The sequence below is a fragment of the Endobacterium cereale genome (genome assembly GCF_009617585.1).
GTDB classification, from domain to species: domain Bacteria; phylum Pseudomonadota; class Alphaproteobacteria; order Rhizobiales; family Rhizobiaceae; genus Neorhizobium; species Neorhizobium cereale.
Genome location: NZ_WIXI01000041.1, coordinates 170,309 through 189,073, shown reverse-complemented (window position 1 = coordinate 189,073; position 18,765 = coordinate 170,309). Strand labels below are relative to the sequence as shown.

Annotated in this window: 12 protein-coding genes and 1 pseudogene; 8 read left to right on the top strand and 5 right to left on the bottom strand. The window is 56.5% G+C overall.

Annotated elements, in window-relative coordinates; genetic code table 11:
* Nucleotides 1–461: 461 nt before the first annotated feature.
* The 3 genes and pseudogenes from istA to GAO09_RS11125 all read left to right on the top strand — a co-directional run bounded on the left by istA (nt 462) and on the right by GAO09_RS11125 (nt 3,293).
* The gene (gene istA / locus GAO09_RS11135) at nt 462–1,751 is read left to right on the top strand and encodes an IS21 family transposase (RefSeq protein ID WP_420796155.1); all 1,290 of its coding nucleotides are present in this window, start codon (nt 462–464) and stop codon (nt 1,749–1,751) included.
* Nucleotides 1,748–2,640, top strand: a pseudogene (gene istB, locus GAO09_RS11130) (IS21-like element ISRel5 family helper ATPase IstB). The gene istA and the pseudogene istB overlap by 4 nt, the downstream one beginning before the upstream one ends.
* 257 nt (nt 2,641–2,897) lie before the next feature.
* Nucleotides 2,898–3,293, top strand: a complete 396-nt coding sequence (locus tag GAO09_RS11125) for a response regulator (RefSeq protein ID WP_153354083.1) — start codon at nt 2,898–2,900, stop codon at nt 3,291–3,293.
* 629 nt (nt 3,294–3,922) lie between these two features.
* Here GAO09_RS11125 and GAO09_RS11120 read toward each other — a convergent pair.
* The 4 genes from GAO09_RS11120 to GAO09_RS11105 are packed head-to-tail and all read right to left on the bottom strand — an operon-like array spanning nt 3,923 to nt 10,299.
* The gene (locus GAO09_RS11120; RefSeq protein ID WP_153354082.1) at nt 3,923–5,464 is read right to left on the bottom strand and encodes a response regulator; all 1,542 of its coding nucleotides are present in this window, start codon (nt 5,462–5,464) and stop codon (nt 3,923–3,925) included.
* A gap of 1 nt (nt 5,465) precedes the next feature.
* Entirely contained in the window at nt 5,466–6,035 is a 570-nt protein-coding gene (locus GAO09_RS11115) for a chemotaxis protein CheB (protein WP_153354081.1), read from the bottom strand.
* The gene (locus tag GAO09_RS11110) at nt 6,032–6,877 is read right to left on the bottom strand and encodes a CheR family methyltransferase (protein WP_153354080.1); all 846 of its coding nucleotides are present in this window, start codon (nt 6,875–6,877) and stop codon (nt 6,032–6,034) included. The genes GAO09_RS11115 and GAO09_RS11110 overlap by 4 nt, the downstream gene beginning before the upstream one ends.
* A complete protein-coding gene (locus tag GAO09_RS11105) occupies nt 6,862–10,299 on the bottom strand; it encodes a response regulator (RefSeq protein ID WP_153354079.1) in 3,438 nt (1,145 codons plus the stop codon). The genes GAO09_RS11110 and GAO09_RS11105 overlap by 16 nt, the downstream gene beginning before the upstream one ends.
* Nucleotides 10,300–11,570: 1,271 nt before the next feature.
* On the opposite strand from GAO09_RS11105, the gene GAO09_RS11100 reads away from it, so the two are divergent.
* The 5 genes from GAO09_RS11100 (at nt 11,571) to GAO09_RS11080 (ending at nt 16,176) form a co-directional block, all read left to right on the top strand.
* Complete coding sequence (locus GAO09_RS11100) at nt 11,571–12,077, top strand: hypothetical protein (RefSeq protein WP_153354078.1); 507 nt, start codon at nt 11,571–11,573, stop codon at nt 12,075–12,077.
* A gap of 624 nt (nt 12,078–12,701) precedes the next feature.
* Complete coding sequence (locus GAO09_RS11095; protein ID WP_153354077.1) at nt 12,702–13,304, top strand: DedA family protein; 603 nt, start codon at nt 12,702–12,704, stop codon at nt 13,302–13,304.
* Entirely contained in the window at nt 13,301–13,765 is a 465-nt protein-coding gene (locus GAO09_RS11090; protein ID WP_153354076.1) for an MgtC/SapB family protein, read from the top strand. The genes GAO09_RS11095 and GAO09_RS11090 overlap by 4 nt, the downstream gene beginning before the upstream one ends.
* 592 nt (nt 13,766–14,357) lie before the next feature.
* Complete coding sequence (locus GAO09_RS11085; RefSeq protein WP_235938039.1) at nt 14,358–14,765, top strand: PAS domain-containing protein; 408 nt, start codon at nt 14,358–14,360, stop codon at nt 14,763–14,765.
* A gap of 151 nt (nt 14,766–14,916) precedes the next feature.
* Complete coding sequence (locus tag GAO09_RS11080) at nt 14,917–16,176, top strand: diguanylate cyclase domain-containing protein (protein ID WP_338015070.1); 1,260 nt, start codon at nt 14,917–14,919, stop codon at nt 16,174–16,176.
* Between the two features lie 270 nt (nt 16,177–16,446).
* Here the strand turns inward: GAO09_RS11080 and GAO09_RS11075 are convergent, their stop codons facing one another.
* Nucleotides 16,447–18,720, bottom strand: a complete 2,274-nt coding sequence (locus tag GAO09_RS11075) for an FdhF/YdeP family oxidoreductase (protein ID WP_153354073.1) — start codon at nt 18,718–18,720, stop codon at nt 16,447–16,449.
* Between the last annotated feature and the right edge of the window lie 45 nt (nt 18,721–18,765).

The following is an 18,765-nucleotide window of genomic DNA, read 5'->3' as shown; positions in this document are numbered from 1 at the left end:
TGGGCATGGTTTGCCTTCCAGCCAGTTGAAGATGATACTCCGGAAGGAGGCGACGCGAGCACACTCGCTTCCGTCACTCACACCTTGCCTTTGATGCCATCGCCTTGGCGGATCGCGGCGGCGACCAGCTCACGGTCGTATTCCGCGTAACGGAGAAGGCGGCCTAGGGACCTCTCCGCCAGCTGAGCTGTCGCCTTCATTGCTCAAGGTCGAGGATCTCGTGGCCGAATTCGTGGTCCAAGGTGTGGCGCACGAAGAGGTGATTAGGGCTTTGAGTGACCATGCGTAGCGGCAATCTAGATGAGATTCAGCGTCAATCAGGATGAGACTCGCGCCGGGGTGTGACGAAGTGAGGGCGTAGCCCGATCGTAGTCATACCCCGGCGTGGCGCAGATTTTCGGCGTCTCAAGATCGCGGTCGGTTCGGTACATTTGCGGTTTTCTGGATTGGAGAACCAGTTTGTGCCGGGTCGCCATGTAACCGATCATCAGATGAGACTCTTCATGAAGTATCGACAAACGCATTCCGTCGAGGTCGCCGCGGCAAAAGCGTCGATCAGCCGAGCCACTGCGTACCGCCTCGACAAGGAGGTACACCTACCATCTCAGAGCAAAGCGCCGCGTGGACGCCGCCGCCCTGATCCTTTGGAGCCAATATTCGAGACTGAGGTCGTCCCGCTGCTGAAGGCCGCCCCCGGCATCCGTGCCGTCGCTGTCTACAACGAGATGCTGCGCCGACATCCAGAACTCTCTGAAGGTATCCGCCGCACGCTTGAACGACGCATCCGGTCGTGGCGTGCTGTCAATGGCGAAGCGCAGGAGGTCATCTTCCGCCAGACGCACGAGCCAGGCCGACTGGGCCTTTCGGATTTTACCGACGCCAGCGGCCTTGGTGTAACGATCGCCGGCCAGCCGCTTGATCACCTGTTCTATCACTTCCGGCTTGTCTGGTCAGGGTTCGAACACGCCCATGTCATTCTCGGCGGGGAAAGCTTCGTTGCGCTGGCCGAAGGACTTCAAAATGCGCTGTGGTCCGTGGGTGGTACGCCGCTTTATCATCGGAGCGACAGTCTGTCGGCGGCATTCCGCAACCTCGACGCCGATGCCAAGGTCGATCTCACGCACCGTTACGACCAGCTTTGCTCCCATTATCGTATGACCCCGACGCGCAATAACAAGGGCGTCGCGCATGAGAACGGCTCGATCGAAAGCTCCCATGGCCATCTCAAGAACGCTGTCCATGATGCCCTGCTGATGCGAGGGACGAAAGAATTCGACGATCTCGGCTCTTACCGCGCCTTTGTCGACGAGATCGTCAGCCGTCGCAATGCCGCCCATGGTAAGCGTATCGATGCAGAGCGCTCTTATTTACAGGCGCTGCCCGAGCGCCGGACCACGGACTTCGAAGAGATTGTCGTCACGGTGTCCCGGACGGGCGGCTTCACCTTGCGTAAGGTCTTCTACTCCGTGCCATCCCGCCTGATCGGCCACAGGTTACGAGTTCGCCTGTTCGACGATCGGCTGGATGTCTTCGTCGGCGGTACGCATCTGATGACGTTGCGCCGGGGCCGCGGCTGCGAACGCGAACTTGCCGAAGAATTGGCCAGGATACTCGACGCCGGTGACCTACCCGATCTAGCCGCCATGCGAACACTGTTCGGCCCGGATCCAACAAAGCTGCCGACCGTCCATGTGCAGCTCGCATCGCTCAACGGTTATGAGGCCCTGATCGGGACGGGAGAAGCCGCATGAAGAACGCCCACGTCATCGATGAAGCACGGCTCGGTATCATGCTCAACGAACTTCGGTTGCCGACAATCAAAACGCTGTGGCCGCAATTTGCCGAGCAGGCAGACCGAGAAGGATGGCCAGCAGCTCGCTTCCTGTCGGCTATTGCCGAGCACGAGCTGGCAGAGCGTGCCAATCGCCGAATTGAACGGCATCTCGCCGAAGCGCACCTGCCGCCCGGAAAGACCTTGGACAGCTTCGCCTTTGACGCTGTCCCCATGATCTCGAAGGCGCAGGTCATGGCAATTACCGCTGGCGACAGTTGGCTCGCCAAGGGAGCTAACATCCTCATGTTCGGTCCGCCCGGCGGAGGAAAGAGCCATCTTGCTGCTGCTATCGGTCTTGCGCTGATCGAGAACGGATGGCGGGTCATGTTCACCCGGACCACCGATCTTGTGCAGAAGCTGCAGGTCGCCCGCCGGGAACTACAGCTTGAGTCTGCAATCGACAAACTCAACAAGTACGACCTGCTCATCCTCGATGATCTCGCCTATGTCACCAAGGATCAGGCGGAAACGAGCGTGCTATTCGAGCTGATATCGGCACGATATGAGCATAGATCGATCCTGATCACGGCAAACCAGCCTTTTGGAGAATGGAACCGGGTCTTTCCGGATCCCGCCATGACACTCGCAGCGGTCGACCGGCTCGTACATCACGCCACGATCTTCGAGATGAATGTCGAGAGTTATCGGCGCAGAGCAGCCCTTGAGGAAAAACGCAACGCGGCAGACCGGCCTCGTTCGCGACAATCAGGACCTCAGCCTTGCCTGTCGCGTAGCGGCAATCAGAAAACGACGAAGATCTTGTCAGCGGCAATCAGCATGATAACTTCATCCCGACCGCGACCTAAGAATCTCATCCGGATTGTCGCCAGCGTCTCATCCTGATCGCCGCGCCATAGACCAGCTCGGCCGCCCTCGAAGCGCGCATGAGAAGGATCCCGACCCCGTGGATGATGCTACCGTCTTCGATGAGCCTGCAAATGACTGGCCCGCCGCCAATTGATCATTCGCATTTTATTAAACTTGTTCGCAAAGAATTTCGGCGAGGGGACGATCTTAATCTGGACAGCCGAGTTGTACTCGTGCTTGCAGCCAGGAGACGGCCATGTACCAGCGTACCGTACTTATCGTCGAAGACGAGCCATTGATCCGGATGATACTTGCCGACAGCCTTGAAGACGAGGGCTATGCAGTTGTCGAGGCCGGGACCGCGCTTGAAGCAATCGGGCTTCTGGGGACGCGGACAATCGATGCGGTGATAACCGATATAGACATGCCCGGTGGACTTAACGGCCTTGATGTCGCTCGCTATGTCGCGTCGTGCAAAAAGGACGTTCCAGTCATCGTGACATCCGGCGGACATGTGATCGATGATGGCGAACTGGTGGGAAACGCTCGTTTCATAGCGAAGCCGTATGATCTGAGATGCGTTCTGAACATGATGGTTGAAATGGGATCCTGTAGCCACCGAAACCCGCTCCGTGAAATTAGGGTGGCATAGTTCCAAACGCTTAAAACCGTCGTCGCAACGACTTACGCGGTCTTCTACTGCAATTGATCACGAGCACAGAAAAGTTGGCTGTCACTGAGTCAGAATGTTTTCCGGAAAATTCCATGCCTTGTAAAGATCACCCCCGGCCGACCTGATCGTTGCGGTTAATTGGCTGGGTCGTTTCAGCGGCGATGAGGTACGGGAGCATCTTTATCCTAGCATCGCCACTATCAGCGACATGCCCACTGTGGTCGGGGCAGCAGGCAATGGCACCAAGAGCGACGCGATTATTGCTCTCCTCGAAGAGGCAAATTAAGCCGATATGCTTCCCAAAGCCGAACTTCGATCGGCACTTCTTCAGGCCGCGGAGAATGGTTGGATAAGTCCGGCGCTCGACAATCGGTGGCGGCTCAAAAAATTCAAGAGCTTGCTTTTGAGAACATATGGTCACCGGTTATGATGCCATAAAGAGCTTACCGCTCGTTCCTTGCTTGTAGGCAGCGTCGGCGATGGAACCCGTGAAACCGATAACATGAACTCTACCCTATCTTACGAGTTCACACTAACATCCAACGAGCGGCTGGCGTGCTAAACGATTCACCGCGATATTTCGGCTTTTTCATTCGATCCCGTTCGGCCTAGAGCCCGGCAAATACCTTTTGGAGCTGTTCTAGGGGAACCGGTTTTGTCAGGTGGAAATCAAACCCGGCCTCCGTCGCCAACTCCTTGTCCCGATCCTGACCCCAGCCGGTCTGTGCGATGATCGGTGTATGTTCGAACTCGGGCTCGCCGCGAAAGGCCTTGCAGACCTCGTAACCATTCATGCCCGGCAAACCGATATCGAGCAGAATCACATCCGGACGATAGTGCCGTGCGGCATCCAGAGCCTCACGGCCATCATGGACTGCTTCGAACTCGTGGCCGATGTCTTCCAGCATCATGCCCAGCGTGTCGGCGATAATTGGATTGTCATCGACCACAAGCACTTTAAGCGATCGGAAGGATGCCATTTCCTGGTTCTGGTGTAGCGCCACCTGAGGCTGTTCTGGCGCAGCCGCCATGGGGAGCCTGATCGTAAATCGGCTGCCCTTGCCGGGTCCGGAACTGTAGGCGTCGACCGAACCGCCGTGCATTTCGACAAGTTGCCGGACCAGTGCAAGACCGATACCCAAACCGCCCTGCGATCGCTGCAAGTGATCGTCGATCTGCGTGAACATATGAAAGACCTTTGATTGCATGTCTGACGGAATGCCGACGCCGTTGTCAGTGACCCGAATAGCCACCTGCTCCCCGTCATGGCTCACATGGAGATCGATTAGCCCATCTTCGGGTGTGTATTTGGCTGCATTGTTCAAAAGGTTCGAGATTGCTTGCGACAATCGCACCTGATCACCGTCCACCCACAGGACATCGCTTGGCATCGCGATTGTCAGCTTGTGGCCGCCACCATCAATCAGGGGGCGGCTGGATTCCACGGCGGTCCTGATGATGTCATCCATGCGCACCGTGTTTTTCCGAAGTTCGATTTTACCCTGGCTGACACGCGATACATCGAGAAGGTCATCGATAAGTCTGACCAGATGGACGAGCTGTCGATCCATCATGTTGCGGATCTCCGCGGCATTCGCGCCACCGGGATTGCGTTGTAAAATGTCGAGTCCATTCCGCAGCGGTGCCAGCGGGTTGCGCAATTCGTGCGCCAGCGTGGCCAGAAACTCGTCCTTGCGACGATCGGCATCCTTCAGCGCCTCGGCTTGCTGTTGCAGTTCGTCACGCTGCGCTGCGATCTGCTGGCGCTGGCGATAAAGCTCGAAAAAAACCTCCGCCTTGCTGCGCAGGACATCCGGCTCGATCGGCTTTTGAATGAAATCGACGGCGCCCGCCTCGTAGCCCTGAAACCGCCACCGGCTATCGCTTGTATTGCCAGCCGTGACGAAAATGATCGGCACCCGACGCGTGCGTTCATTTCCACGCATCAATTCGGCCAGTTCGAAGCCATTGAGCCCCGGCATCTGAACGTCGATCAGGGCGAGCGCCACGTCATGTTCCAGGAGAAGCTCCAGCGCCTGGTCGCCGGAGCGGGCCTTGAGCAGGTTGAGACCATCACGACGAAGCAGGGCTTCGAGAGAGATCAGGTTCTCCTCGAGATCGTCCACCAAAAGAAACGAAACCTTGCTCATATCAGCCGATCCTCCTCAAATATTCTGATATGCCGTCGAGCGACAGGACTGTCGCATCAGGGCATGAAGCCAGACCCGCTTCTGGCATTGCAGAGGCAAAGGCACTCCGCGGATCCTGGATGATAACATGGCCGCCAACCCTGGCGATCGCACTAGCGCCCTTGGCGCCATCGTGATTGGCGCCCGTCAAAAGCACGGCGACGGCCCCGGCTCCATAGACATCTGCAGCGCTTTCAAACAGCACATCGATGGAAGGTCTGGAGAACAGAACCGGCTCCTCATTGGTGAGGCCCAGGGTTTCTTGGTCCTCAATGAGAAGATGGTAATCAGGTGGCGCGAAATACGCAGTGCCCGGCCGGATCGGCTCCTTGTCTTCAACCTCGATGACCTCGACGCTGGATTTGGCGCGAAACAGCTCCGCCAGCACACTGCGCTTGTCGGGTGGGATATGTACGACGATCATGATGGGGAGGCGAAAATCCTTCGACAGCGTCGGCAGGATGCTCGTCAAAGCTTCCAGCGCACCGGCAGACGCTCCGATCACCACCGCTTTTGGATCAGCTGGTATCATTTGCCGATCCTCTGATATATTTTTTCCTGACGGACAAATTCGCTGAAGTCGTCTGCATGTGCCGAAAAACGAAGGCTTTCCTTGGCGCCGATGCCCAGAAAGCCCTTACGGGCAAGGGAATCGCGAAACAAACCGACCGCGCGATCTTGCAGCGCCTTGTCGAAATAGATCATGACGTTGCGGCATGAGATCAGGTTCATTTCACCAAAGACCGCGTCGGTCACAAGACTATGATCGGAAAACACCACGCGGTCGCGCAATGTCCGGTCAAACGACACCCGCCCATAACCGGCGCTGTAATAGTCGGACAGGGATGACCTTCCCCCGGATTTGCGGTGGTTTTCGGTAAACAGCTGGATGCGATCGACATCGTAGACGCCGGCTTCGGCGATCTGCAATGCATCCTGATTGATATCTGTGGCGTAAAAGATCGTCCGATCTTCCAGCCCTTCCTCCCGAAACAGGATTACCAGTGAATAGAGTTCCTCGCCGGCGCTGCAGCCGGCAATCCAGATCTTGAGGGAGGGATAGGTCCTCAGATGCGGCACGACGATCTCGCGGATCGCCCGGAAGTAGCCCGGATCCCGGAACATTTCGCTGACCTGGACGGTCAGATAGCCGAGCAGCCGCGGCAACATGGTTTCGTCATGCAGCGCGCGTTCCTGCATCGCCGAGATCGTTGCAAAGCCCAGTTGTTCCCGCGCCTGGCGCAAACGGCGTTTGATCGATCCCGTGGCATAATTCCGGAAGTCGTAGTGATACCGCAGGTAAAGCGCTTCAAGCAGCAGCCGGATTTCGATGTCCTCAACCTTTTCAAATGTCTCGATCACCGGGGCATCCATACGCGTACGAGGGAGAGCAGCTTTTCCACGTCGAGCGGCTTTGCCATGTAATCGTTGGCGCCGGCCTCGATGCAGCGCTGCTGATCATCCGGCATGGCCTTGGCGGTCAGGGTGATGATCGGAAGTTTTTTCCATTCAGGATTCTTGCGGATGGCGCGGGTTGCCGTCAGTCCATCCATGACCGGCATCATCACATCCATCAGCACAAGGTCGACGGTCTTTTCCGGCTCACCTTGGGCCTGCTCAAGCTTGTCGAGGGCCTCCTGGCCGTTACGGGCGATCTCGATGATAGCGCCACGCGGTTCGAGGATGTTGGTCAGTGCGTAGACATTGCGGACGTCATCCTCAACGATGAGGATTCGTCTGCCTTCCATGAGCGCATCGCGGTTACGCGCCTTACGGATCATCTTCTGCTGCTCGTCGGGCAATTCGGACACGACCTGATGCAGGAATAGTGACACTTCGTCGAGAAGGCGTTCCGGCGACTTGGCGCCCTTTATGATGATGGACTTGGAATAACGGCGTAGCCGTTGCTCCTCGTCAGCGGAGAGGACCCGCCCCGTATAGACGATGACCGGCGGGAAGGAATGGCTGCTGTCACCGCTGATCGTTTCCAAAAGGGAATAGCCGGATGCGTCGGGCAGGGACAGGTCGAGTACCATGCAGTCGAATGTCTGCTCCTTGAGAAGCGTCAGGCATTCGGCCGCAGTTCCGGCGCTTACCGTCTCCACATCGTGGGAGGTCAGGAGCTTGGCCACCGCCTCTCGCTGGACTTCGTTGTCTTCGACGATCAGGACGCGATGAACGCCCTGCGACAGTTTTGCGTCGAGCTTGTGCAGCACCTCGACCAGTTGCTCGCGCTGGACCGGCTTCATGATGTAGCCGACGGCACCGAGCGAAAGCGCGGTCTCCGTGTAGTCGTCTGCCGAAACGATGTGGATGGGAATATGCCGCGTGCGGACATCGCGCTTCAGGCGGTCCAGGACCGACAGGCCCGATTGGTCGGGCAACCCGACATCAAGCACGATCGCGTGCGGCATATGTTGTTTGGCAAGCTCCAGCGCCTCATGCGCCGTTCCCGCGACAAGCGCCCGGAACCCCATCTCGCGGGCGAGATCACGCAGGATCGATGAAAATGTGTCGTCGTCTTCGATGACAAGCAGAGTACGTCGACCGTCGCTTGCGATCGCCCTGTCGTCTTCGACGATCTGATGGCTGTGTGCGTTTGCAGCCGGCTTTTCTTCCGTGACCTCCGGCTGATGCGTGGCGACCGGATCGGCGGTGCGGATATCGCGCGACACGACATGCGACGGGTCATAAGAGACTGGAATGACCACGGTGAAGGTGCTGCCATGATTGTGTCGACTTGTCAGATGGATGGCGCCACCCAGCAACCGAACCAATTCCCTGGAAATCGAAAGGCCGAGCCCGGTCCCACCGAACCTGCGACTGATTGTGCCATCGGCCTGATGGAAGGCTTCGAAAATATTGCGTTGCTGATCCTCTGCGATACCGATGCCGGAATCCGTGACCGCCAGTGCCAGCTGATCGTTGGCGGCACTGCGGAGCGACAGGACGACCTTGCCGTTTTCAGTGAATTTGAATGCGTTCGACAAAAGGTTCTTGATAACCTGCTCAAGACGTTGCGGATCGGTCTCGATAATCGGCGGGATTTCGGGAGCGATTTCGATCTCGAAGCCAAGCCCCTTCGATTTTGCAACAGGATCGAACAGCTGATTCAAACTTCCGACCAGCCTTTGGAGCGACACGGGTTCCGGTCTGATATCGACATGGCCTGCCTCGATCTTGGAGAGATCGAGAATGTCGTTGATCAGGTTGAGGAGATCATTGCCTGACGACTGGATGGTCTGGGCGTATTTGACCTGCTCGCTTGTCAGATTTTCGTCTGGGTTGTCGGCCAGAAGTTTTGCCAGAATGAGAGACGAATTGAGCGGTGTGCGCAGCTCATGCGACATGTTGGCCAGAAAATCGGATTTGTACCGGCTTGCCTGTTCGAGCTCGCGTGCCTTGAGCTGGACGGAGGCGTTGACCCGCTCGAGGTCATCGCGCTGGCCTTCGAGCTGCTGGGCCTGTTCTTCGAGCTGCGAATTCGTCTGCTCGAGCTCGACCTGCTGCTGCTCCAGTCGCGCCTGTGATTCCTTCAGTGCCCGGCCTTGTTCCTCAAGCTCCTCGTTGGAGACCCGCAATTCTTCGCCCTGAACCTGCAACTGCTCGGCCTGCCGCTGCGTTTCTCGCAGGAGGTTCTGAAGATCGCTACGATATTTCGCCGATCGTACGGCCGTGGCAATCGAGGCGGATGCCTGGTCAAGCAGGGTAAGGATGGTGTCGTCGACCGGACGAAGGAAGCCAAGCTCGATGACCGAGTTCACCGCGCCATCAATGCTGCCGGGTGATATCATTAGATGACGCGGCTTGTCGGCGCCAAGCGCCGATCCGAACGCAAGATATCCATCCGGCAGGTGTTCGATGATGATCGGCTTGCCAGCTGTAACCGCCTCGCCGAGCAAGCCTTCTTTCGCCTTGAAATGGTCCGGTATGCTTGCGCTATTGGGAACGCCCCAGGTCGAGATGCGCTGGAATTGATCATCGTCTTTCACAAAGATGGCGCCGGCAACAGCGCCGGTATAGCGGGTGAGGAAATCGAGAATGCTGTCGCCAAGGTCTTCGGTTCGCCGATCGCCCGTCACGGCAGTGTTCAATGCGACTTCACCGGACTGCAGCCAGTTCTGCCGTCGCCTTGATAGTGTCGCCTGACGCACCAGGACTGCGATTGCGATCGTCAGCAGGACGCCGAGCAGACCAGCGAGAATGCTGCTGGCGAAAGCTGTCGTGTATGCGCTCTCCATCTCGCTGAGCCGCAATCCGCGGAGGCGAGCCTCTTCCTGCCGCATCGCGGTTAGTTGCGCGCGCACGGCATCCATCTCAACCTTGCCGCGGTCCGAATTGACGACCGCAAGCGCAGCCTCCGTGCCTTGCATGCGCCGAAGCTCAATGGTCTCACGCAACTCGGACAGTTTGCCATCGACATGCGATCTGAGCGTCACGAGCCTTTGCTGTTGCGAAGCATTGTCGCTGATCAAGCCTGCGAGCGCCTCCAGGCGCCTTGGAATGGTATTGATCGCCGTGTTGTAAGGCTCAAGGTATCGGTCGCTGTTTGTCAGCAGAAAGCCGCGTTGGCCTGTTTCGGCGTCCTGGATGAATGACAGGAGGTCCGATAGCCCGACGATGACCTCATGCGAGTGAACGACACGCTGATTGTTCGCGCGCAGGGTTTGAACATTGTACCAGGAAACCCCGGCGCTTATGACGAAAAACGCCAGAGCGGTCAGTAGGCTGAAGGAGACCGACGGGTCGAGTCCGAGGGTCCGCCTGGAAGGCGCCGCAGCATTGGACGTTTTCATGAAAATCTCTAAAGAGGAGGAGTGTAGGAGAGGGCAATATCGTTAGCTGGAATATGCCGTCGGTGCAACGACAGGTATCATAGGCGGCGGTTGGTCGGTCCGCTGACAGAGAACGCCCGTGTGTCAGCGGCAAACTGCCGTCGATCGCTGACGCAGCAGCACCCATCAGCGCTAAAGCTTGCTAGAGAAAATTCCCCATAAATCGGGTAGATTGGAAGAAATCCGAACTCATTCATTTTTGATAGTGCCTCACATTCAGCCGCGTAACGCTTTTCCGCATAGAATGTTCCATGGGGGAGGCTATTTTTTCGCGTTGTCCTTCTACTATGGGCGACGGCTGTTTTGGAGAGCGCTTCCCGAAGGATTTGTCTCTAATGATTACCTCGTACACGCTGACTTTTAGTCTGTGATAAAATGGAATGGCTAAAGATATTAATTGGCAGGGATGTCGAGCAGGAAAGTCGTTTGGTAAACTGCGATTGAATAGGAATCTAAGGACCTGTGCAACCAGTCGCAACTGGGAACTGACGAGAACTTTGCGGGTTCGGGGGGTGGAGGATTTCAGAATGAAAAATCGACGCTCAGAACCGCACGTCTACGCTCACTATCTCGGACTGAATGTCGGGTTGGCCATTATCATAGCGATGGGCTTATGGTTTTCCTGGTCGCCCTTTTGATTGATGAAAAGATGTCCGCGCGGCGCACAAAGCCCCGCGTATGTCGGTACGCGGGGCAATGGCGCTGCCAGCTGACGCATCGTCAAGATCAACCGGCGCTAAGTAAAGAACCATGATCATTGCGACATGTTCCAACGTTATTTAACTATGGCTGGAGACGCGTCACTGCTTCATTCACTGGGAATTGCTGCCTCTCCTCATCGGTGCCCGTTTCCAAGGCTTGTGCCGGTAATCACAGGGAGGTCGCATGCCCGGTACGATTTCAGCATCCGCACCGCTGTTTCTCGAAGTAGACAACGATGGGTCAGAATTTGACAGCGACGAACACGCCTAGGAAGAGGCCATTCGCTCCGCTTGCGAGATAGTAGGTGAGTTGATTATCGCAGGTATTGTCTTGGGCGAGCTTTCAAAATTGCCAACGAGGCCGGCGAAAGCTTGGCACTCTGCTCATGGGGTCCGATGTCCGCTTTGAATAGCGCCTGCCTATGTGTTTGCGGCAGTTGAAGCTTTGACGGTGGTCGATTCTGTAGCAAACGCACCAAGGGTGTCGCCGGCGAATGCCACGCTGTTTGACGTTGCCGAGGGGGAGAGGAGTTGAAAGATACTCTCGCCCAACTGCGGCTATGCCCGCCCCATCGCCTGGCCGCACTTTTGTGGCGGCTGAGTAACCGGGGCAACTCCAGCCGATCAGCGAAAACCGAAGAAGCTGAGCACGGCGAGAATGATGACGACGGCGCCTACGAGCCAAACGATGCTGTTCATAATGATTTCCTCTCTGGAAGTGAGCTTGTGACGGATCAGAATGCATCACGGGACCGTGAGTTCCATGTCAAGATGAGAACATTGCGCCAGCCGCCTTATATCATTCATCACGCAACGGCTTCAGTGCAAGCTTATGTTTGCAGTTCTTCTGGCTTCCGTCGAATTCACGCTGCTACCCGGTTGGCAAAAGGATCAAGTCTGCTCTGTCGCTTCGGCGCCTGTACGCCGCTTCCACGCCATCAAGACGAGAAAATTAACGGACGGTATTCAGGGATGGTCCTGGAGATTGAAGGTAAGATAAAAGCGTCGCCAAGAATGCGCGGATCAATCGCGCCATGATCGGGCGTTTTAAAAGAGAGCCTCGCCATGGAATTTCGGATCTGCCGAACATGGGCGCGATGACGCAATCCTGCTGTTTCGCGCGAAAATACTCCATGATTTGATCGCTCGTGGGGCCGGTGGTCACAAAGTCAGTTTTCTAATTCAACTTGATAAATGGCAAAGGCGAGCCATTAATATCATTCGTCGTAGGGGAAACGGCGCGAATTGAATGAACGTTAGGGGCACTCGTTCCGCACTGCGGCACATAGGCGGGTAACGTCCTAACAGCTCAACGGGAACTGCGTAGCATGCTCGCGGGTTTGCCCTTGAGGTGGGAGGAATTTCCATACAGGACCAAGGCAAAGACAAAGGCGTTATGAGCAGCGTGCTGACCGAGTTGGGCGTCGTTCTTCGGCCCGAAGGGAGTAGCGACGGAGTTAAGACAGTCGACCATCAGGAAATCATCGCCGATTTCCAGGCTGGTCGGATGACGGAAAATGAATTTCGGACACATCTTGCCCAAGATGCGGCTCGGTCAGATCACCGATCTCATTCCGACGAGTGACCGGCAGGTCGAGCTCAGAAAGTTGAAGATCAACCCCTTGCTACCGCCTGGAGATGTTGAGGTGAGGAACGGATAAATTGGAAGATTTTGTTCAGTCGATGATGGAACGGCTCGGTCCCTTTGGGATCGGTTTGCTGATGTTTGTGGAAAATGTCTTCGCGCCAATTCCTTCCGAGCTGATAATGCCGCTTGCGGGCTATCTGGCCACCCAAGGTGACATGAACATCGTATGGGTGATCCTAGCCGGCACGGTCGGTTCGTTGATCGGGACATTGCCGTGGTACTATCTCGGCCGACGGTTAGGGCACGAAGGGGTTCGGCGCTTGGCCTCCAGGCACGGGCGTTGGCTCACCATGACACCCTCAGACGTCGATGGTGCATCCGAACGGTTCAAGCGGCATGGTAAGGCCTCAGTTCTCGTCGGACGGCTCATCCCAACGGTAAGGACACTTATCTCAGTCCCAGCCGGCGTCGCGAACATGCCGATCGGATCGTTCCTGTTGTTTTCCGCGGTGGGAACTTTGCTATGGACCGCAGCGCTGGCTTTGGCCGGTTTCTTGTTGGGGCAGGCCTACGACGTTATTGAACGATACGTTGATCCGATCTCAACTGCAGTCCTTGTCATCCTGGTTGCGCTCTACATCTATCGTGTCGCAACTTACAAGGAGGACCGCGCTTGAACGAATGGCTTGCTTCGCTGGGCGTGGAACTGGACATCGTTCCGCACCTCATTGCTTTGCTTGTGGCCTATGTATTGGCGTTGCCGATCGCGTGGGATCGCGAGCGTAACGAGAGGAGCGCAGGGTTGCGCACCTTTCCTTTGGTCGCGATCGCAGCTTGCGGGTTCATCCAGGCTACCGAGTCGGTCACCGTCGGGAATGCCGAGGCCACTGCCCGGATCGTAGAGGGCATAATCAACGGTGTTGGTTTCATCGGTGGTGGAGCAATCCTCGTCGGCAAGCTCGGTACCCGCGGCACTGCGACAGCCGCGAGCATCTGGGCAACAGGAGCAATTGGAACCGCGGTCGGTTTGGGGGCTTACGATACTGCTATCGTGCTCTCCATCGTGACCTTCGCAACACTGAGAGTGATGGCGAATTTCAAGTCAGCGCGGAATCTGCCGGATAATGGTGAAAAGTAACAGCCAAAGCAGCCTCGCATCCAGGCAAAAGATAAGCTCGAGCTGACTGAACAGCAATCGGACGACGTGCCCAAGGTCAAACAAGGGCCGACGAAGGGTCGACAAGTTCCGCAAAAACGAAAACGCATGTCGATATTTATCCTCTGTCGGCAATCAACCGCGGTGGATAAACAGCGCTTCCTGTTGAGGAGCGTGAAACTTCTGTAGTGCCTTGATACCCGAGCCCCTGCCGCCTTGCACAGACGGCATAAATTCCTAATATACAAATCATCTAAAACAATGCATAGAGCGCGGGTGCTCCATGCATTTTCATCCTCAGCGAGATCCAGATGCCCGTCTTTACAAATCCCGATAGTTCGCGACCGTTCGACCCACGTTTGGAGGACTTGGCCACCTATCTTGCCCGGATAAGGGGAGCAAAGGTCGACAGGGGTGAGGAACAGTCGTTTCGAAAGACGACAAACGCGGGCGTCTTGGCCGTCCTTAAAGCGCTGGAGGACATTTACAGTCGTGATTGAATCACGCCGGTCAGATCTTCGAACCCTCAGTCATTGAATGCCAAAATGCTTTATCATGCAGCCTAGCAGGAGAAATGATGCGTCCCAGTCTCGACCTTGTTTTCAAATCGGCTCTGATGACCGAAAGCGTGCCGGATGCCGGTTTTTACACTTGGGACTTGCCTGAGAATATTCTTTATGCCGATGGTGCCCTGTCAGCGCTCTTTGGGCTGGATCCAAGCGCCGCTGAAACGGGTCTTCCAATTGAGGCATACCTGGAGCGCGTGCATCCAGACGATCGTCCCCGCTTGGCAAAAACGATTAGCGACAGCATTGTAGGACATCATCCTCAGCAGGAAACCTACCGTGTCATGAGCGCGCTGGGGTATTACACAACGGTAGCCTCCTACGGGCGGGTCTTTAGGGACGCGAGCGGTAACCCTTGCCGATATGTCGGAATTGTCATCCCGGCAGAAGCCGACCATACGGATAAGCCGCATTGAGCTGCGGCTTTCCATAGGCCATCTAAATTGCGGCAAAACTTCTAGACCGCGACTGAGAAACTCTAGCTCCAGCTCGTGGAGCGACCGACACCTTGATTATCATCTTATGAAATACACCTATGGCGGTAATGCAACTATCTTCGGAGGATAGATAGTAGCGGAACCCTACACGGCTGACGATCCCGGCTCGCGTCTGGCGCTTTTCGACTTCGCGTTCGAAAACGCCCCAATCGGCATCGCTTTGGTCGATCTGGAGGGGCGTATCATCCGAGGCAACATGGCCTTCGTCCGGCTGCTGGCGCTTCCTCCCGAGAAAGTACTCGGGACGCACTTCAAGGACTTTACCCATCCTGATGATATCGAGGCGGATCTGATCCTGTTTCGACAGGTGCTTGAAGGTAGGCGGGATGGTTACACGATCGAAAAGTGGTACCTACGACCATTGGGAGAAATTGTTCATGTCCTCATCCACGTTGCCGCTATGCGCAACGCCGATGGCGAAGTCGTGCGGTTCATATCACAGATCGAGGACATCACGCGACACAAGGTGCATGAGCGACAGCTTGCGGAGCGGGCAGCGCAGCTTGAGCTGGCACTCGAAGCCGTTCGGGGCGGCTTCTGGCAGATGGACATCCTGACCGGCATGTTTGAGACGTCGGACCGGCTGGCACAGTTCATCGGTGGGCCGGCCGCGGCCCGCCTTGATCTGGAGCGCTACGTGAACCGGATCAATGTTATCGATGGTGCCCAAGCCGACCTGACACCCCTGATCGCTGGAGACATTGATCAGAATGTTGCGGAGTACCGTCTCGATACCATTCATGGCGAACGCTGGATGCGCTGCGATCGCCGGCTTCTACGCGACAGTGACGGCCGGCCGGTCATAATCGTCGGAATGGCGATCGACTTCACCGAAGAAAGACGCCGGATCGAATTGCTCGAGGAGACTGCGCGTACCGACGTGCTGACAGGGCTCTTGAACCGTCGCGGACTATCGATTGAATTCGCCAGCTTGCAGTCTGCAGAAGGTTTTTCCGTGCTCGCACTCGACCTAGATGGATTCAAGGACGTCAACGATGTCCACGGTCATGCCGTGGGAGATCTTGTTCTGCAGACTGCCGCTACCAAAATTCGCTCGGCGGTCAGGGACCGGGATCTCGTTTCACGGACCGGCGGAGATGAATTCGTCGTGGTTATTGCAGGGAGTCGATCTACAGGGGAGGCGGCTGCCGAACGGATCATTGAGCGGATGAGAGAGCCTATTCCAATCGCCGACCAGGTCGCGATTGTCCACACCAGCATCGGCGGGGTGTGGACTGCCGCCAAACAAGATATGTTCAGCCTACTGCAAGAGGCTGACGCCCTTCTTTATGAAGCGAAAGCAGCTGGCAAAGACGCGGTCAGATTTTAGTCGTCATCGCGCAAGGCAGTTGGGCTACGCTTGACGTCGAAGATCACACCGCCACATACAAGCCGACCATAATCAGGACAACCACGAGAAGACCCACGAAAGCTTTTGCCGCAACGCGGATGACGTTCTTTTCAGTGCTCATTATAATATCCAACCTCCCTGTGGATTAGTTGCTTTGGTCTCGAAACGTAACGGCTGAGCAGATCGCATTCCACGCAAAAGGCGGCGGCAAGGTTACGAGCATAACATCAGTGTGGCGGAGCCATCTCATCATTCGATGCGTACCGGGATCGCCTTTGAGGCGGGCGTCTTTGAAAGCTCGTCGTGATGATCGATCGCGTTTAAAACATTGCATTCCGGGTAATAGGCCCCGACTGTTCCACGCGGAAGTTTGTGCGCGACCACGCTTAGACCGGGTAACACACGACGTTTGCCATCTCCAAAGTCACTAACCAGAGAGACAGACTGCCCCGGTGTGAGCCCGGCGCGCGCTATATCATCCTCGCACATCAGCACCACGTCTCTGGTGCCCTCTATGCCGCGAAATCTGTCGGAATAGCCGTAAATAGTCGTGTTGAATTGATCGTTGGAACGCATCGTCACCAATCTGAAACGCCCTTCCGCATCATCGAAGGACAGTGCGTTCATCCGGTCCGGCGTCGTAAATACCGCTTTCCCTTCATCGGTATTCCAGACGCGCTGATGGGCATCGTTGCCACGATAAAAGCCGCCGGGCTCGAACATGCGACGATTGTAGTCCTTGAAATCATCGGGATACGTCGCCTCGATCAGTTCACGCACGAGACCGTAATCGCCCGTCCATTCATCCCAGCGCAGGCTTGGATTGTCTGCAAGCGTCGCCTTTGCAATGCCCGTCACAATCGCCAACTCGCTCTTCAGATATTTCGAAGCCGGAGTGCGTTTTCCCAGCGATCCGGAGATGTGCGAAAAACTGTCTTCGGTCGTTACCGCTTGCGGGCCTGTTGCCTGCTCATCGATCTCGAGCCGTGACAGGCAAGGCAGGATATAGGCGTGTCTGCCGGGGAAAAGATGGCTGCGATTGAGTTTGGTCGAGACCATCACCGTGAGATCCTGGCTTGCCCAACCGGTCTCCATCTCGCCCTGCTCGGGAACCGCGCGCAACAGATTTCCGCCAAGACAGATGGTCGCCTTGATGTCTCCGGCGATCATCCCCTTGACGGCATCCACGATGGTCAGGCCGTCTTCGGTCGGCGGATTGAAATCGAAGAGCTCCTTGAGCTTTTCCATCGGGATCAGTTTGGTTTTTTCGGCAACGCCGACGGTTCTTTGTCCTTGAACATTGGAATGGCCGCGAACCGGACAGCAGCCGGCGCCTTCGCGACCGATATTGCCGCGCAAGAGAAGCAGGTTGACGAGCATGGCAACGTTGAGGGCGCCCTGGGCATGTTGTGTCAGGCCCATGCCGTAGACGCCGATCACACGTTCGGCACGAATATAAACGTCCGCCGCATCGCGGATCGCTGTCTCGGTCAGTCCGCTTTCGCGTTCGATATCATGCCACGCACTCTGACGCACGCAGCCGATGAAACTGGAAAAACCGGTCGTATGGGCGTCGATAAATTCGACATCGATGACCCGGTTTGTGCCGGATGCCACAGCTTCGTCGTCCGCCTCGATCACGGTCTTGCAAAGGCCGAGAATTGCGGCGATATCGCCACCTGCCTTGACCTGCAGATAATGGTCGGAAATCGCCGTTTCGTTGCCGGTCAGCATATCGAAAGGGTTTTGCGGGTTGACGAACGAGACCAGGCCCTGCTCGATCACGGGATTGAACGTAACGATCTTTGCTCCACGTTTTTTGGCATCCTGCAAAGGATGCAGGAAACGTGGACTGTTCGAGCCCGGATTCTGGCCAAAGAAAAAGAAGGCGTCGGCTTTCTCCAGATCTTCCCAAACCACTGTGCCCACCGGCGATCCGATGACCTTGTTCAATCCGACGGAGGTCGTTTCGTGGCACATGTTCGAGCTTTGCGGCAGATTGTTTGTTCCATAGCTCCGCGCGAGCAGCGCATAAAGATAGGCTGCCTCCAGCCCAGCGTGCCCGGAGGAATAGAAGACCGCGGAATCGGGATGCAGTTGCTTCAGGGTTGCTCCGATCCGGGTAAAGGCCTCTTCCCAAGTCACCTCGACGTAGCGGTCCGTCCCTGCGTCGTAACGCATCGGATGCGTCAACCGGCCGGTCATTTCCAGATCGTGGTCTTTCCAGGACCTCAGCTCGGAAACCGTGTGGTCATTCCAGAAATCCGGCGTGCAACGGGCATTGGTAAGATCCCACATCGTCGCCTTTGCGCCATTCTCGCAAAATTCGAATGGATGATAGTTGACGGGTTTCGGCCAAGCGCAGGAAACGCACATGAAGCCATGCGGCTTATTTTGGCGGGCAAGCGATTCAATCGCTGCGGGCGTCGGCCACGTCTCGCCGTAGATGCGGGCGAGTGATTTCAGCGAACCCCATCCGCCGGCAGGGCCTTCCGATTCCGGATTTGCGATATGATCCGCCATGAAAATTTCTCCTGTTTGACTTCCATATCGGGCTGCGCAGCCAGC